Source organism: Devosia oryziradicis, assembly GCF_016698645.1.
Lineage (GTDB): Bacteria > Pseudomonadota > Alphaproteobacteria > Rhizobiales > Devosiaceae > Devosia > Devosia oryziradicis.
In genome coordinates, this window is the sequence record NZ_CP068047.1 from 1,341,871 (window position 1) to 1,358,647 (window position 16,777).

Genomic DNA, 16,777 nt, shown 5'->3' on the forward strand with positions numbered 1-16,777 from the left:
AAGTGTCCTCATTCACCGCCCGTCACCCTCGGGCTTGACCCGAGGGCGCTATACTTGCTGGGAATTTGATCAGTGCAGAGCCCTCGGGTCAGGCCCGAGGGTGACGATCGACTTTGGTGGCGGCACCTGTGCCCCATCCGCCACGATCTGGCGCCTCCTATGCGTACGAAGCTGTTGGCAGGTTGTTCCCATCTCCTGCCAGCCCTAAACTCGCCATGAAATGAACGCCTGTTTGACGGGCGTGCAGCGTCGACGCGGCGGCCGAAAGAGGCTTAACGGAATCTTTCCGGGCCGGAGGGCAATATAGGCTTCTGCCTCAAGTGGTTGAAGCGTAACGGGCGGGAACGGGTCACTGCAAAACGCACGTCTGGGAATTAGTCTTTGCGCCTTGTGCGTGGCCGCGACCCTTTTGGGCGCGAGCGCGATGCCCGTTGCCGCGTTCGACCTGTTCGGTCTCAAGCTGTTCGAGGATCAAAGCGAGCAGGATGCCGAGGCGGTCATCGCCGATCCGCAGCCCTATAGCGTCGTCGTCACCATCAACGCCACCGGCGACGTCGAGAGTGCGGTGCGCAACGCGTCGGCCCTGGTGGCGGACCAGGATGAGCCGGCTTCGGGCGCGGCGGGTCTGCTGGCCAAGGCGCGTGGCGACTACCGGCGCATCGTGGCGGCGCTCTACAACGAGGGCTATTACGGCGGCGTGGCGTCCATCCGCGTTGGCGGCGTTGAAGCCTCCCAGCTTGCGCCCGATGTGAACCTGCCCGACCCGGTGGATGTCGCCATCGTGGTGGATCCCGGTCCGCAATTCCGCTTCAACAGCGTCAATATCGTCAACCAGGCGCTGCCGACCACCGATCCGTATGACCAGGTCGACCTGCCATCGAGCCAGGGCTTCGGCGCCGGCGAGATCGCCAAATCGTCGGTGATCCTCAAGGCCGAGCAGCTGGCGCTGGAGGCCTGGCGCCAGCAGGGATACCCCAAGGCCGAAATCGCAACGCGCGACGTGGTCGCAGACCATGCGACGACGTCGGTGGATGTGACGCTCACTGTCAATCCGGGGCCCAAGGCAGCGTTTGGCGAGGTGACGGTCACCGGCGCGGAAACGCTCGATCCGGGGTTTCTGGCGCGGCAGACCGGGCTGACGCCGGGCGAGGAATACGACCCCGACGAGCTGGCATTGGCGCAGAAGCGTCTCGACCGGCTTGAAGTGTTCCGGGCGGCGCGGCTGGAAGCGGCGCAGGCGGTGGGCGCCGATGGCCTCCTGCCCTATAACCTGATCGTGCAGGAGCTGCCTGGCCGGCGCTTTGGCGTTGGCGCCACCTATTCCACCATCGACGGGCTGGGGCTGGAGGCGTTTCACCTTTGGCGGAACCTGTTCGGCCAGGCCGAGCGACTGCGGCTCGATGCGCGCGTCGCCAGCATAGGCTTTCCCATCGACACGGCGCAGTTCGACTATTTCTTCGGCGGCACCTTCACCAAGCCGGGTATTTTCACTCCGGACACGGACCTGGTTGCGGCCGTTTCGGCGGAGCGGACGATCTACCCGACCTTCACCGAAACCTCGGCCAGCGGGCGGGTGGGGCTGACCCATATCCTGTCGGACCAGATCACGCTTGAGGGTGGGGCCCAGTTCGAAATCAACCGCTTTGACGATGTTTTCGGTACGCGCGATTTCAAGACTATCGGGCTCTATGGCGGCGCGACGCTGGATTTCCGCGATGACAGCGTCGATCCTACCGGTGGCTGGTTCGGCCAGGTCAACCTCGAGCCGTTCTATGAGCTCAACTACGGCAATGCCGCCGCCAAGCTGACGGCGGAGGGCCGCACCTACTTCGGCTTTGGCGAAGACGATCGCTTCGTCTTGGCCGGGCGGCTGAAGGCCGGTCTGGTACTGGGCCCGAGCCTCGCCGAAATTCCGCCCGACAAGCTGTTCTTTGCCGGCGGCGGCGGCTCGGTGCGCGGCTATGCCTTCAAGTCGATCGGCGTGAACAACGGCGCGGGGCTGGTTACCGGCGGGCGCTACCTGCTGGAGGGCTCGATCGAGGCACGGGCCAAGGTCACCGACGATATCGGCGTGGTCGGCTTCCTCGATGGCGGCTATGTGGCGGCGGACGTTTTTCCGGCGCTGACCGACCTGCGCCTCGGGGCCGGCGTCGGTGTGCGCTACTATACCGGGCTCGGCCCGTTGCGGCTCGACTTCGCGGTGCCCCTCAACAAGCGGGCGGGCGACCCGGACTATGCGATCTATGTCGGCATAGGGCAGGCGTTCTGATGGTCGCGCTGTCCTCCACTTTGCGGCGTTTCGCGCTGGTTGGGCTGTGTCTTGCCGGCGTCGCCGCGCCTGCAGTGGCGCAGGACGCGGCCCTACCCGATCCTGGCGTTGAAGTGCTGGCGATGGGCAATGAAGAGCAGAAGGACTGGCTGACCAACTTTGTCCAGGACCGGCTGTCCACGCCCGAGCGGCAGATCAGGCTCAGCAATATCGATGGCGCGCTGGGATCGGATGTGTCGATCCGGGAGATCACCATTTCCGACGCCAATGGCGTCTGGCTGCGCGTCAACAATGCACGGCTGAACTGGAACCAGGCGGCGCTGTTTGGCGGCCGGCTGGAAGTGCGCACGCTGGCGGCCGACTCCATCGAATATATCCGCAATGCCGTGCCTGTCGAAGGGGCGGTAGACCTTCCGGCACCCGAGGCGAGTGGCGGTTTCCAGGTGCCCCAACTGCCAGTGGCCGTGATCCTCGAGCAACTCAGCGTGCCCAAGGTCACGTTCGGCGAGGGCGTGTTCGGGCTGGGCTCGGAGATCTCCCTGGCTGGCGCCATGACGCTCGATGGCGGCAATCTCGACGCCAATCTCGACATCGTCAGGCTCGACGGACCGGGCGGCACCCTCGACCTCGACGTGGCCTATCGCAAGGCGGATAACAGCGTCGATCTGGGCCTGTCACTGGTCGAGCCGGAAAACGGCGTGATCGCCAACCTGCTCAATATCGAGAACCGCCCCGCGGTGACGCTTGCGCTCAAGGGCAGCGGGCCGGTAACCGAGTTGCGCACCGACCTCACCCTTCAGGCCAATGGCCAGACGGCGCTTTCGGGCGTGGCCACCGTCAACCAGCAGGCCGAGGGTATAGCCGTGGTAGCCGACCTGCGCGGACCGCTGGCAACGCTGATCGCAGAGCCGTACCGGCCGTTTTTCGGCGCGGAGACGGCATTGACGGCCAATGCGCTGATCCGGTCCGAGGGCGGCATTTCCGTTACGGGTCTGCGGCTGACCGGTGGTCAGCTGTCGTTGGAAGCGGCGGCGGAAACGACGCCGGACAACTTCCTCAAGTCGCTTGATCTCGATGCCGTCATCGCCGACCCCAATGGCGGGCAGGTGACGCTTCCGGTGCCGGGCAGCGCGACGCGCGTCGGCTCGGCGCAACTGGCGGTCGGCTTCGGCGGAGAGGCCGAGGAGAACTGGACCGCGACGCTCGACATGGCTGGTTTCGAGACGACCGGCTTTGCCGCCGAGACGCTGGCGCTCACGCTGGGTGGCGTCGCCGCCAATCTCAGCGATCCAACGGCGCGGCGGCTGACTTTCAATGGCGATGGGACGCTGGCGGGCATTTCCGGCTCCGAGGAAATCGAGGCGGCGCTGGGGGACGGCATCGGCATCGGCATTGCCGGGCTGTGGAATGCGGGCGAGCCGGTGCAGCTGGCGGAGTTCCGGGTGGCCGGGCAGGCGCTGACGGCGGCGCTGAACGGGCGGTTGGATGGGCTCGATTTCACCGGCGATGTGGCGCTGGAGACTTCCAGCATAGCGCCCTTTTCAGGGCTGGCGGGGCGTGACCTGGCCGGCGCGCTGACCCTGCAGGCGAGCGGGTCGATCATGCCGTTGACCGGCGGGTTCGACCTGACGCTCGATGGCACAGGCAGCAACCTTGCCATTGGCGACAAGCTTGCTGACGGTTTGCTTGCAGGAAACGTGGCGCTTTCCGGTCGCGTGGCGCGCACCGAGGCAGGGCTGACGGCGGACGACTTCCGGATCGCGAACCAGCAAGTTCAGTTGCTGGCCGATGGCACATATTCCAATGCCTTGGCCGATTTCACCTTCAACCTCGATCTCAGCGACCTGGCGCTGTTGTCGGATCAGGCGTCGGGCGCGCTCAGTGTGGTGGGGACGGCCAAGGGGCAGGACAGTGTCATCGACCTGGCCCTCGATGCTGGTGTGGCCGATGGCACCTTGGCCGGGCGGGTGCTGCGCGACGGCGCGTTGCGCTTTGACGGGCGCTACAATGTCGACCGGCTCGATGGCACCATTGGCGGGTCGGCGGCGCTGGATGGGTATCGCACGACGCTGGCGGCCAATCTAATGGTGACGCCCAGCGAGCAGGCACTGGGCAATATCGACTTTCAGGCGGCCGGGACGCGGATCACTGGCGGCGTCACGCGGGTGACCTTGACTGGGCTGCTCGATGGGGGGCTGACGGTGGTTTCCCCCGACGTATCGGTACCGGCGGCGCTGGCGCTGATCGATGCGTCTGGCTCGGTCAATGCCGACGTGACGCTGGCGCCTGTCGATGGCAAGCAAGGCGTGACGCTGCGGGCCGATATGCGCGATCTCGTTGCCAACGACATCAGGGTCGGCGCCGCCGATATCAATGCCAGCGTGGTGGACCTGTTCGGTGTGCCGGTGGTGGATGGTGGCGCCAGCGCCAGCGACGTTTCGGCGGCAGGCGTCGACATCGAACGGCTATCGGCGACGGCGACACAAACCGGCGACACGACGGCCTTCGATGCACAGGCCTCGCTGGCAACAGGCACGGATGTCGATATTGCTGGGTCGCTCACGCCGGTTGAACAGGGCTACCGGCTTGCGGTGGACCGGGCGCAATTGCAGCAGGGGCAGTTGTCGGCACGGCTCGCCCGGCCGACAGTGGTGCAGGTCAGCGGTTCGAGCGTGGCGCTGGATGCGGTGAGGTTCGATGTCGGGTCGGGCTCGATCACGGCCACGGGGTCGGCCGGCGAGACGCTGGGCATCGACCTTGAGATCAACGCACTGCCGCTGTCGATCGCCAATGCGGTGGCACCGGATCTGGGCCTTGCCGGAACCATCAATGGTCGGGCCAGCATTACCGGCACGGGCAGCGATCCACAGGTGAACTTTGAAGCACGGGCTGCGGGCATCAACGCAGCGGCCATTCGCGATTTCGGCATAGCCCCTCTCGACGCGACAGCCAGTGGCACGTTCCGCAATGGCACGGTGACACTGGCGGCAGTGTCGGCCAATGGCAATGGCGGGCTGACGTTGCGCGGTTCGGGCACAGTGCCGCTCGATGGGGGTGGGCTGAACCTGGCTGTGACTGGTTCGGCACCGCTGGCGCTGGCCAATCGTTTCGTGGCCGATCGCGGCGGGCAGTTGAGCGGCGTGGTGGCGCTGGATGCGCGGGTGAGCGGCAGCCTTGTTAGCCCGCAATTCGGCGGGCGGGTGTCCACCAATGGGGCCGGCTATATCGACCCGGAACTCAACTTGCGGCTGCAGGGCATCAGCGGCTCGGCGAGCCTTGAGGGCAGCAATCTCGTTATCGACAGCCTCTCGGGCAACCTGGCGACGGGCGGCTCGGTCAGTGCTTCGGGCTCGGTGGGGCTCAGCGGGGGCGTTCCGGCGAATGTACGGGTCGCACTCAATTCGGCGCGCTATGCCGATGGCAACCTGTTCGTGGCGACGCTTTCGGGCAATCTGGCGCTGACCGGCAATCTCACCGGCTCGCCCTTGCTGGCGGGCGACGTGTTCGTCGAAGAGGCCAATATCACGGTGCCGGAGAATTTCGGCGGCGGAGCCCAGCTGATCGATGTCGACCACATCAACACGCCGCCGGCAGTGGAACAGACGCTTCAGCGGGCCAAGATCGATGACCGGACCGGCGCACCGATTCCGCAGACGCGGCCGGCAGGGTTGCTGCTCGACGTCAATGTGAACGCGCCCAACCAGATCTTCATTCGCGGCCGCGGGCTCGATGCGGAAGTGGGCGGGTCGGTGCGGCTGACGGGGCCGATCAACAATATCCAGCCGGTGGGTGGCTTTTCGCTCAATCGCGGGCGGCTGGCGATCCTGGGGCAGCGCGTCACCTTCGAAAGCGGCACGGTAACGCTGGTGGGCGACCTCGACCCGTTCCTCAACCTGGTGGCGCGCACCGAGGGTGACGGGATCACGGTGTTCGTCACGGTTTCGGGCCGCGCCTCCGATATCGATGTGAGCTTCACCTCGAACCCGATGCTGCCCCAGGACGAAGTGCTGAGCCGGTTGATCTTCAACCGCTCGATGGGTGAATTGTCGCCTCTGCAGCTGGCCAAACTGGCGGGCGCGGCAGCCGAGCTGGTCGGAGGCGGCGGCAATGGACTGGTCGACAGCCTGCGTGGCGCGGCGGGGTTGGCCGATCTCGACATCGTCACCGACGACAAGGGCAATGTCGCGGTGCAGGCGGGCACCTACATCCAGGACAATGTCTATCTGGGCGTGCAGGCCGGGGCCGGGGGGCAGAGCAAGGTGACAATCAATCTAGACGTCACCAATGACCTCAAGGTCACGGGCGCTGCCGGGCAGGACGGCAATTCGAGCCTGGGCGTGTTCTACGAGAAGGACTATTGAGGGGCTCCTCCTCTTAGCTCCCCAATGCCCGTCACCCTCGGGCTTGACCCGAGGGCGTTGAACTTACTGAGCTCGGTAAGTGAAAAGCCCTCGGGTCAAGCCCGAGGGTGACGATCGGTGGGTGGGCTGCGATGTGCCGTGAGGTGGCAATTTGTGTCGTCTTACTGCCCTGCTCCACCCGTCTTTGCGGCCTTCTCGGCGTCCCACCACCAGATTGTCGGGAAGCCGCTCGAAAACTCTGGGAGGTTTTCCGGGCGGCTGAAGCGGTCCCAACGGGCGGTGCGGGAGTTGCGTAGGGTATAGCCCGGCACGACGTAATGGTGGTGCAGCAGGACACGGTCTAGCGCCTTCACGGCGGCTTCCTGGCTGGCGCGGTCGTCGGCAACGATCAACTTGTCGATCAGCGCGTCGATGCCCGGATCGGCAATGCCCGCATAGTTGCGCGACCCCTCTTCAGTCGCGCTTTGCGAACCAAAGAAGAAGCGCTGCTCGTTGCCGGGAGACCAGGACTGGGGCCACTGCGTATAGACCATGTCATAGTCAAAGCTGCGCAGGCGGTTGATATATTGCGGGCTGTCGACATTGCGGATGGTGGCCAGCACGCCGATCGTCCCGAGATTGGTGACCAGGTTCTGGAACATCGGCTCCAGCGAGGGCTGATTTGTCAGAATCTCGATGGTCAGCTGCTGGCCGGCGGCGTCGACGAGCTGGGTGCCGTTGAGGGTGTATCCGGCTTCATTGAGCAGGCTTAGCGCCTGGCGCAGGTTGCCGCGAAGCTTCCCGGCATCGCCGTTGACAGGATTGACGTAAGGCTCGGTAAAGACGCTTGGAGGGATCAGGTCCTTGACCGAATTGAGGATGTCCAGTTCCTCGCCCTCGGGCAGGCCCGTGGACTTGAAGGGCAGGCCGAAGAAGTGGCTATCGACGCGCTCATACTGACCATAAAACAGGGTCTTGTTCAGCGACTCGAAGTCGAAGGCGTAGTTGAGCGCTTCGCGCACCCGTTCGTCCTGGAACTTCTCGCGGCGCAGGTTGGGAATGAAGCCCACCATCAACCCGCTGCCGTTGTAATCCTCGGCGAACAGTTCCTGCACCACGCGACCTTCCTTGACCGCCGGGAAGTCGAAGCCGGTGGCCCAGCGGCGGGCGGTGTATTCACTCCAGAAGTCGAACTGGTCGCCCTTGAAAGCCTCGAACCAGACCGTTTCGTCCAAGAAGAATTCGACGCGGTATTCGTCGAAATTGTTGGTGCCGACATGGGTCGGGTGGTCGTTACCCCAGTAATCCTCTGCGCGCCGATAGGTGACCGTGCGGCCTGCATCGAAGCTGGACAGCTCATAGGGTCCAGAACCCATGGGCGGCTCGAGCGTGGATTCGTTTATGCTGCGCTGCTTGCCGCTGGCGTCCTTGCCCTCCCACCAGTGCTGCGGCAGGACCAGCAACTGGCCCAGGATCAGGGGTAACTCTCGATTGCCGGTCTGGTTAAAGGTGAAGGTGACTTCGCCAGGGGCCGTCACTTCGGCTTTTTCGATACTGGCATAGTATTGCTGCTGGTCCGGATTGACCTCGATGGCCTTGTTGAAGCTCCAGACTACGTCCTCGGCAGTCACCGGTTCGCCGTCATGCCAGCGGGCATCGGGGTCCATGCGGAACGTCACCGAACCATAGTCGTCCCCAATCTTGAGCGCCTCCGCCAGCAAGCCGTAATAGACGCTCTGCTCATCCAGGGACGGGGTCATCAGCGTTTCATAGACCAGCCCGAGGCCGGAGACAGGATCACCCTTGGGCAAAATGGGGTTGAAGGTGTCGAAGCCGCCCATCGTGCCGATGCGCACGACGCCACCCTTGGGCGCATCGGCGTTGACATAATCGAAATGGGTGAAGTCGGGGCCGTATTTCGGCTCGCCTTCCATGGCGAAGGCGTGGACCCATTGGCCGGTCTGCGTCTGCGCCCATGCCGGGGCAATGAGGCCCAACAGCAGAATGGTAGCCAAGAACGGGACAAGCTTCATCGGATGGCTCCGGGACGGTGCGTTGAATTGCAAAGACTAGGCGTAAACGTCATGGCGCAACAGGGGGCACGGGGGTGATGCGGTCGGTGTTGAAGGCCGCTGCCATCAACGCTTTGGTATAGTCGGACTGCGGGGCGGCGAAGATGTCGGCCGCGTCTCCCTGCTCGACGATCCTGCCGTTGCGCATGACGACCAGCCGGTTGGCCAGCGCCCTGATCACCTTGAGATCGTGCGAGATGAACATGTAGGTCAGGCCATGGCGCTGCTGGAGATCGCGCAGCAGGTCCACCACCTGGGCCTGGATCGACACGTCGAGAGCCGAGGTCGGTTCGTCCAGCACGACGAATTTGGGCTGCAGCACCATGGCTCGGGCAATGGCGATGCGCTGGCGCTGGCCGCCGGAAAATTCATGCGGGTAGCGGAAGCGGCTGGCTGGCGGCAGGCCGACTTCCTCAAGCGCCCGGACCACCCGATCGTTGCGCTCCCGGGCAGTCAGATGGGGGGCGTGCACTGCCAGACCTTCGCCGATGATCTGGTCGACCGAGAGGCGGGGGCTCAGCGAGCCATAGGGATCCTGGAACACGATCTGCATGCTGGCGCGCAACGGGCGCATGGCCTTCCATGAACGCGCCTGCACGGCATTGCCGAGCACGATGATCCGGCCGTCGGACGGCAGCAGGCGCAGCACGGCATAGCCCAAGGTGGACTTCCCCGAGCCGCTTTCACCGACGACGCCCAGCGTTTCGCCGCGGCGGATGGAGAGATCGACGCCATCGACGGCCTTGATATGACCGACAGTGCGGCGCAGCAGGCCACGCTTGACCGGGAACCAGACCTTGAGATCGGCCACGTCGACGATGCTGGGTGCCTGTGGGTCGGACACCGGTGGAGTGCCGCGTGGTTCGGCGGCCAGCAGGTGTTTGGTATAGGCGTGCTGCGGGGCGGCGAAGACGGTTTCGACGGCGCCGGTTTCGACAATCTCGCCTGCAGTCATGACGCAGACGCGGTCGGCGACCTTTTTGACGATGCCCAGGTCGTGGGTGATGAACAGCATGGCCATGCCGAGGCGGCTCTGCAATTCCTTGAGCAAGGTCAGGATCTGGGCCTGCACCGTTACATCGAGCGCGGTGGTGGGCTCGTCGGCGATCAACAGGTCAGGTTCGTTGGCCAGCGCCATGGCAATCATCACGCGCTGGCGCTGTCCTCCGGAGAGCTGGTGGGGATAGGCGGCGAGGCGACTGGCCGGATCGGGAATGCCGACCGCATCGAGCAGTTCCAGGGTGCGCTTGCGGGCGGCTGTGGCGCGCAGGCCGCGATGGATGGCAAGAACTTCGCCGATCTGCCGCTCGATGGTGTGGACCGGATTGAGCGAGCTCATCGGTTCCTGGAAGATCATCGAAATGTCGTTGCCGCGCACGGCGCGCAGTTCGGCCGGCGCAACGGAGAGCAGGTCCTTGCCGCGGAACAGTACCTGGCCGGAGAGGTGCCCCGATGGGGGCAGGAGCTTGAGCACGGAGAGGGCAGTGACGGACTTGCCCGAACCGGACTCGCCGACGAGGGCCACGGTTTCGCCAGGCGCAATATCGAAGGAAACCGAGCGCGCCGCCTGGTTCGCGCCAAAGGCGACGGTCAGGTCGCGGATGGAGAGCAGGGGCGCGGTCATGCCAGCGACTTTCGTGGATCGAACGCGTCGCGCACCGCTTCGCCGATGAAAACCAGCAGCGTCATCATGATGGCGATGGTGAAGAATCCGGTGACGCCGAGCCATGGCGCCTGGAGGTTGTTCTTGCCCTGGGCCAGCAATTCGCCCAGCGACGGCGAGCCCGGCGGCAGGCCGAAGCCGAGCAGGTCCAGCGAGGTCAGCGTCACCACCGAGCCCGAGAGGATAAAGGGCATGAAGGTAAGCGTTGCGACCATGGCATTGGGCAGCAGGTGCCTGAACATGATGGTGAGGTTGGAGACGCCCAGCGCCCGGGCGGCGGCGATATATTCGAAATTGCGGCCGCGCAGGAACTCGGCGCGGACGATGCCCACCAGCGATACCCAGGAAAACAGCAGCAATATGCCCAGCAGCACCCAGAAGCTGGGCGTGATCACCGACGAGATAATCAGCAGCAGGTAGAGAGCGGGAATCGAGGTCCAGATCTCGATCACGCGCTGGAAGATCAGATCGAGCCAGCCACCGAAATAGCCCTGCACGGCGCCGGCGAAGACGCCGATGACCGAGGAGATCACGGTCAGGGTCAGTCCGAACAGAATGGAAATGCGGAAGCCGTAGAGCAGGCGCGCCAGGACATCGCGGCCGCTATCGTCGGTGCCCAGCCAGTGGAAGTTGCCCCAGTGGCAGTTGGGGTCTTCGGCCTGTAGGGGATAGCCGGCGCAGTTCTGCGCCCGGTCCATGGTCCAGCTGGGAGCGACAGCGCCCGAATAGGGCAGGAAGGTATCGACGGTCTGGTAGTTGAAGCGCACCGGGGGCCAGATCATCCAGCCATTGGCGGCGATCTCGGCAGCGTTGAACTCGTCGCGATAATTGGTGACGGCAAGGAAGCCGCCGAACTTGGATTCGGGATAGTCCACAAAGGCGGGAAACAGCAGCTCGCCCTTGTAGAGCGCGATGATGGGCTTGTCGTTGGCGATGAATTCGGAGCCGAGGGTGGCGACGAAGAGCGCCAGGAAAATCCACAGCGACCAGTAACCGCGCCGGTTCTTGCGGAAATTGTCGAGCCGGCGCTGGTTGAGCGGGCTCAGCCAGCGATTGCGCGGCGCCTCGATGGCCGCGGCCTGTTCTGCCATCTCGCTCATACTTCGCGGCTTTCAAAATCCAGCCGCGGATCGACCCACATATAGGTCAGGTCCGAAATCAGCGCGATGATCAGGCCGAGCAGGCTGAAGATGTAGAGCGTGGCGAAGACCACAGGGTAGTCGCGGTTGGCGACGGACTGGAAGCCGAGCAGGCCAAGGCCATCGAGCGAGAAGATGGTCTCGATCAGCAGGGAGCCACCGAAGAAGGCCCCGACGAAGGCGCCCGGGAAGCTGGCGATGATGAGCATCATGGCGTTGCGGAAGACGTGGCGGTAGAGAACCTGGTTTTCCGTCAGCCCCTTGGCGCGCGCGGTGGTGACATATTGCTTGCCGATCTCGTCGATAAACGAGTTCTTGGTCAGCAGGGTGGTGGTGGCGAAGGCGCCTAGGCCCATGGCGGTGATGGGCAAAACCAGGTGCCAGAAATAGTCGAGCACCTGTCGCCACCAGGGAAAGGTGTCGAAGCCGGGCGAGGTGATCCCGCGCAGTGGGAAGATCGACCAGAAGGAGCCGCCGGCAAACAGGATGATCAGCGCGATAGCGACGAGAAAACCGGGAATGGCATAGCCGATGATTACAATGGTGGAGGTGGCGATGTCGAAGCGCGAGCCGTCGGAAATGGCCTTCCTGATGCCCAGGGGAATGGAGACGCCATAGGCGATCAGCATCATCCATAGGCCAAGGGAAATCGAGACGGGCATTTTCTCGACGATCAGTTCGACGACCGATGCGTCGCGATAGTAGCTGTCACCGAAATCGAAGCGGAGATAGTTCCACAGCATCATGCCGAAGCGTTCGAGCGGCGGCTTGTCGAAGCCGAACTGCTTTTCGATGCGGGCGACCAGCTCGGGAGGCAGACCCTGGCTGCCGCGATAGCCGGTGCTCTTGCCGCCAACAGGATTGTTCGGAGCCTGGCCCGCGAGATCACCACTGCCACCCCCACTGATCCGCTCGGTCAGCGAGACATTCTGCCCGGACAGGTTCGCCAGCGCCTGTTCGACCGGGCCGCCCGGGGCAAATTGGGTAATGACGAAAGAGATAGCCATGATGCCGAACACGGTCGGGATCATCAGCAGCAGGCGGCGAAGGATATAGGCGCCCATCGGGTCTCCGCGCAGGCTTGGTCCGTGGAGCTAAGCGCTGGCCATCGGGGCCGGCAAATCACCATGCAGTGAAACGGCTTATCGCAAATGCTACACTTTGACGACGGCTTGGCAAGATGACGGGCTTTGGGGGTTGCTCACGAAGGCCGTGCCGTTCAACATCGAAGCGATCCCTATGGAGCGGACCATGGCCTATCAGATCATCGCGCAAGTGAAGAATGCCTCGCAGGCGCGGGCATTGGTCGTCGCCTTGCGGGCCTATGGCTTCCATCCACTTGAGCAGGGTGATGGCGGACTGCCGGGCGTGCCGAATCTGTTCGGGCCAGAGGGGGTGCCGGTACAGGTGCCCGAGGACGAGGCGGGCGATGCAACCGTTCTGGCTCGGGACCTGTTAAAGGAAATGGCGGCGTCCGACCCCTAAAAGGCCACATTGGCAAGCGTTAGTGCATAGGCGGGACGGGCGGTTGAACGTGGCGTGGCCTTTGGCTATAAGCCAGCCAAGCTGTTAACCTTTATTAAGCCCTAGGGCAGGAGCGAGACCCCATGACGGTTTGGATGCGCGGATCGTTGTCCGCGGTAGGCGTAGCGGCAATGGCCGTTGTGCTGGCGGCATGTCAGTCCACTGGGTCCAACACGGCCAATCTCAATACCATAGGCGCCCCCGCGCAGGTACAGGCCGTGCCCAATTCGACAGTGCAACAGGGCACGCTGCCGGCAATCGGCGCGACCGGCACCCCGGCTCCCGGCTTGAGCGGCCAGCCGGTTCTGGGTGGCGTTCCCGCCAATCAGACGGCCATGGCGACCCCCGGTACATTGCCGGCCACCACGACACCCGGTGCCTCGCCGTCGATCGTTTCGCTCGATCCGCTGGCCCAGCCGGTGGCGGGTGGCATGAGCACCGGGCCCGAAGGGGCCTGGAATGTCGTGGCGGGCGCTGCGACCTGCCGCATCAACCTGCCCAAGACCGCCAAGACCGGCACCAGCTATTTCCGAGCCTCTGCACCGGGCTGCACCGTGCCGCAGATTGCCGGCGTGACCGGCTGGCAGCAGGTGGGCAGCCAGCTGCAGCTTTATGATGAGAACGGCAACATCGCCGCTTTCCTGGCCCCTTCGGGCGGCCGTTATATCGGCACGATGGGTGGTGGCCAGGCCATCTCCATGTCGCGCTGAGTTTTCGGTGAAGCCGGTCTGCAAATGGCCGGCTTCTGCGCTTCCGGTGCTCACGTACTGAAGTACGCTCCGCTCCGGTTCGCGAAGACGACCATTTTCGACTCGGCTTGACCGAAAACGCATCGAGCTCGTTGCTCGCTTGTGCTCCCGCCCCGGCCTTACCCAACCACCGCGTTGCCTCGGGCTTGACCCGAGGGTCAATCTTCACGCACTGGATGCTGCAGCAGGCCCTCGGGTCGAGCCCGAGGGAACGCCACTCTAGTCATGTCATCCAAGTCTTCGGCATCATCCTCTGGCCCTGTCACCTCTGCCTATGCGGAGCTGGCGGGGCGTGGCGCTCTAACCGCGGACCCGGCGCAGCGCGAGGCGGCGGGGCTGCTGGATGCCGTGGTGGCGGCTCTTGTGGCTGAGCAGCCAAAGGGTTTCCTAGGCAAGCTGTTCGACAAATCCGCGCCGGCGGCGAAGGGCCTCTATCTCCATGGCGAGGTGGGGCGCGGCAAGACCATGCTGATGGACCTCTTCTTCGCGGCCGTGCCGATCAAGCAGAAGCGGCGGGTGCATTTCCATGAATTCATGGACGAGATGCATGCCGGCATGGCGGCGTTTCGCAAGAGTGACAAGGGCAAGGATGCCGATCCGGTAGAGGCGGTGGTCAAGCCGATCGTCAAATCGGGCTTGCGCCTGCTGTGCCTGGACGAATTCCATGTGCATGACATCACCAATGCCATGCTGCTCTATCGGTTGTTCGACAAGCTGTTCGCGCAGGGCGTGACGCTGGTGGCAACGTCCAATGTCGTGCCGGACCAGCTCTACAAGGATGGGCTCAACCGCCAGCTGTTCCTGCCATTCATCGACTTGCTGAAGGAGCATTGCGTGGTGGCGAGTCTGGAGGCCGAGAGGGACTATCGGCGGATGAAATTCGCCGGCCAGCACGTCTACGCCTTTGGCACCGGCCCGGATGTGCGGGCCGAGATGGACAGGCTGTGGTTGCGGATCACCGGTGGGGAGCCAGGCCACCCCGATGTGGTCGAGAGCATCGGCCGGAAAATTCACGTGCCGTTGGCGGCAATGGGGGCGGCGCGCTTCGGCTTTTCCGATCTCTGCGAGAAGCCGCTCGGGTCGCGCGACTTCGTGCGTATTTCCCACCAGTTCGATTCCATGATCATCGACGACGTGCCGCAGATGGACCGGACCAAGTCCGATGCCGCCAAGCGCTTCATCCTCCTGATCGACAATCTCTACGATCGGGGCGTAAAGCTGGGGGCCAGTTTCGCCGTGCCGCTGGAGCAATTGGGCAAGGACGACAAGACGGCGTTCGAGTTCCAGCGCACGATTTCCCGGCTCGATGAGATGCAGTCGGAGGAGTATCTGGACAAGGCGCTGCGCGACAGGCCGAGCGAGCTCGCGGGCTAGGCATGCAACGCGTCATGATCATCGGCGGTCCGGGTGCCGGCAAAAGTTGGCTGGCCCGGCACGTTGCTGATTGCCTTGATCTGCCGGTGGTCGCGATCGATGACCTTGTGCATGGCCAGGGCGGCGAGCAGCGTTCGGATGCCGAAATCGACGCTGACGCAATTGCTGCCGCATCTGCGGACCGTTGGGTCATTGAGGGCGGTAACACCAGGACCTATGGGGCCCGCCTCGAGCATGCCGATTGCCTCATACGGTTGAAGCCTTCCAGATTGATCAGGCTGTGGCGAGTGGTTCGACGTGGCGGCGCATCGTGGTCCCTGTTGCGCTGGGCCTGGCGATACGACTTCGTGTTCGGGCCGAGGGACGACAAGCTAGTGCAATCGGCCCGCGGGCGCGTGGAATGTCACGACCTGCGAACGTCGGCACAGGTGCGCGCTTTCCTGTACGCGCTTCCTTGCCCATCCGGCACGACCCCTTCGCTCATCAGCAAGGGCGAAAACGGCTTTACGACGAAGGGTTCACTTGCCCCTCCGGACCGACAGGGTTAAGAGGTGCGCCAATTCAACGCAGTCTGGGATGAGGACTTATGGCGCGCAAGAAGATCGCTCTTATCGGCTCGGGTCAGATCGGCGGGACGCTTGCCCTGCTGGCAGCGCAGAAGGAACTCGGCGACATCGTCATGTTCGACGTCGTCGAAGGTGTCGGCCCCGGCAAGGCGCTCGATATCGCGCAGTCGGCACCGGCCCAGGGCCTGGCCGCTTCCCTCAAGGGAACCTCGGAATACAAGGACATTGCCGGAGCGGACGTGGTCATCGTCACCGCCGGCGTGCCGCGCAAGCCCGGCATGAGCCGCGACGACCTGCTCGAGATCAACCTCAAGGTGATGGAGCAGGTGGGCGCGGGCATTGCCAAGTATGCCAAGGACGCCTTCGTCATCTGTATCACCAACCCGCTCGATGCCATGGTCTGGGCACTGCAGAAGTTTTCGGGCCTGCCCGCCAACAAGGTGATCGGCATGGCCGGCGTGCTCGACAGCTCGCGCTTCATCCACTTCATCGCCGAAGAACTCAACGTTTCGACTGAAGACGTCACCGCATTCGTGCTGGGCGGCCATGGCGACACCATGGTGCCGCTAACCCGCTACTCGACCGTTGCCGGCATCCCGCTGACCGACGTGGTCAAGATGGGCTGGATGAGCAAGGAAAAGCTCGACGCCATCGTGCAGCGCACCCGTGACGGCGGCGCCGAAATCGTGGGCCTGCTCAAGACCGGTTCGGCCTTCTACGCCCCGGCGGCTTCGGCGATCGCCATGGCCGAGAGCTTCCTCAAGGACAAGAAGCGCGTGCTGCCTTCAGCTGCCTTCCTCAACGGCGAATATGGCGTCAAGGGCACCTATGTCGGCGTGCCCGTTGTCATCGGTGCCGGTGGTGCTGAAAAGGTCATCGAGATTTCGCTGAACTCGGCCGAGCAGAAGGCGTTCGACAAGTCGGTCGGCGCCGTCGAGGGGCTGATCGAGGCATGCAAGAAGATCGCTCCCAAGCTCGCTTAAGACTATCAGTAGACCTCATCCTGAGCGTGTCGAAGGATGAGGTCGTGGCAACATAGCGGTACGCCCTCGTGGTTCGACAAGCTCACCATGAGGGCTAC

The 16,777-nt window shown here is 64.0% G+C and carries 11 protein-coding genes; 6 read left to right on the plus strand and 5 right to left on the minus strand.

Annotation, left to right across the window (positions count from 1 at the left end):
* Positions 1 to 424: 424 nt before the first annotated feature.
* Together JI749_RS06780 and JI749_RS06785 are read left to right on the plus strand one after the other, a co-directional pair.
* A complete protein-coding gene (locus tag JI749_RS06780; protein ID WP_201661245.1) occupies positions 425 to 2,269 on the plus strand; it encodes an autotransporter assembly complex protein TamA in 1,845 nt (614 codons plus the stop codon).
* Complete coding sequence (locus tag JI749_RS06785; protein ID WP_201661259.1) at positions 2,269 to 6,630, plus strand: translocation/assembly module TamB domain-containing protein; 4,362 nt, start codon at positions 2,269 to 2,271, stop codon at positions 6,628 to 6,630. The genes JI749_RS06780 and JI749_RS06785 overlap by 1 nt, the downstream gene beginning before the upstream one ends.
* 161 nt (positions 6,631 to 6,791) lie before the next feature.
* On the opposite strand, the gene JI749_RS06790 is transcribed toward JI749_RS06785, so the two are convergent.
* The 4 genes from JI749_RS06790 to JI749_RS06805 are packed head-to-tail and all read right to left on the minus strand — an operon-like array spanning position 6,792 to position 12,547.
* Positions 6,792 to 8,642, minus strand: coding sequence for an extracellular solute-binding protein (locus JI749_RS06790; RefSeq protein WP_201661262.1), 1,851 nt, complete (start codon positions 8,640 to 8,642; stop codon positions 6,792 to 6,794).
* A 49-nt stretch (positions 8,643 to 8,691) separates the two neighbouring features.
* Complete coding sequence (locus tag JI749_RS06795; protein ID WP_201661265.1) at positions 8,692 to 10,305, minus strand: ABC transporter ATP-binding protein; 1,614 nt, start codon at positions 10,303 to 10,305, stop codon at positions 8,692 to 8,694.
* On the minus strand, positions 10,302 to 11,444 hold the full coding sequence (locus JI749_RS06800) for an ABC transporter permease (RefSeq protein WP_201661267.1): 1,143 nt from the start codon (positions 11,442 to 11,444) through the stop codon (positions 10,302 to 10,304). Before JI749_RS06800 ends, JI749_RS06795 begins: the two co-directional genes overlap by 4 nt.
* The gene (locus JI749_RS06805) at positions 11,441 to 12,547 is read right to left on the minus strand and encodes a microcin C ABC transporter permease YejB (RefSeq protein ID WP_201661269.1); all 1,107 of its coding nucleotides are present in this window, start codon (positions 12,545 to 12,547) and stop codon (positions 11,441 to 11,443) included. Before JI749_RS06805 ends, JI749_RS06800 begins: the two co-directional genes overlap by 4 nt.
* Before the next feature lie 187 nt (positions 12,548 to 12,734).
* Here JI749_RS06805 and JI749_RS06810 point away from each other — a divergent pair, with 187 nt between their 5' ends.
* The 3 genes from JI749_RS06810 (at position 12,735) to zapE (ending at position 15,130) form a co-directional block, all read left to right on the plus strand.
* The gene (locus JI749_RS06810; protein ID WP_201661271.1) at positions 12,735 to 12,968 is read left to right on the plus strand and encodes a hypothetical protein; all 234 of its coding nucleotides are present in this window, start codon (positions 12,735 to 12,737) and stop codon (positions 12,966 to 12,968) included.
* A gap of 122 nt (positions 12,969 to 13,090) precedes the next feature.
* Complete coding sequence (locus tag JI749_RS06815; RefSeq protein WP_201661273.1) at positions 13,091 to 13,717, plus strand: AprI/Inh family metalloprotease inhibitor; 627 nt, start codon at positions 13,091 to 13,093, stop codon at positions 13,715 to 13,717.
* 264 nt (positions 13,718 to 13,981) lie between these two features.
* Complete coding sequence (gene zapE / locus JI749_RS06820) at positions 13,982 to 15,130, plus strand: cell division protein ZapE (RefSeq protein ID WP_201661275.1); 1,149 nt, start codon at positions 13,982 to 13,984, stop codon at positions 15,128 to 15,130.
* Here zapE and JI749_RS06825 read toward each other — a convergent pair.
* Positions 15,127 to 15,366 carry a hypothetical protein gene (locus JI749_RS06825; RefSeq protein ID WP_201661277.1) on the minus strand — a complete coding sequence of 80 codons (240 nt, stop codon included), beginning with the start codon at positions 15,364 to 15,366 and terminating at the stop codon, positions 15,127 to 15,129. The genes zapE and JI749_RS06825 overlap by 4 nt on opposite strands.
* A 350-nt stretch (positions 15,367 to 15,716) precedes the next feature.
* Between JI749_RS06825 and mdh the strand changes: the two genes are divergently transcribed.
* Positions 15,717 to 16,679: a malate dehydrogenase gene (gene mdh / locus JI749_RS06830; protein WP_201661280.1), complete on the plus strand. Its 963-nt coding sequence runs from the start codon at positions 15,717 to 15,719 to the stop codon at positions 16,677 to 16,679.
* Positions 16,680 to 16,777 lie beyond the last annotated feature (98 nt).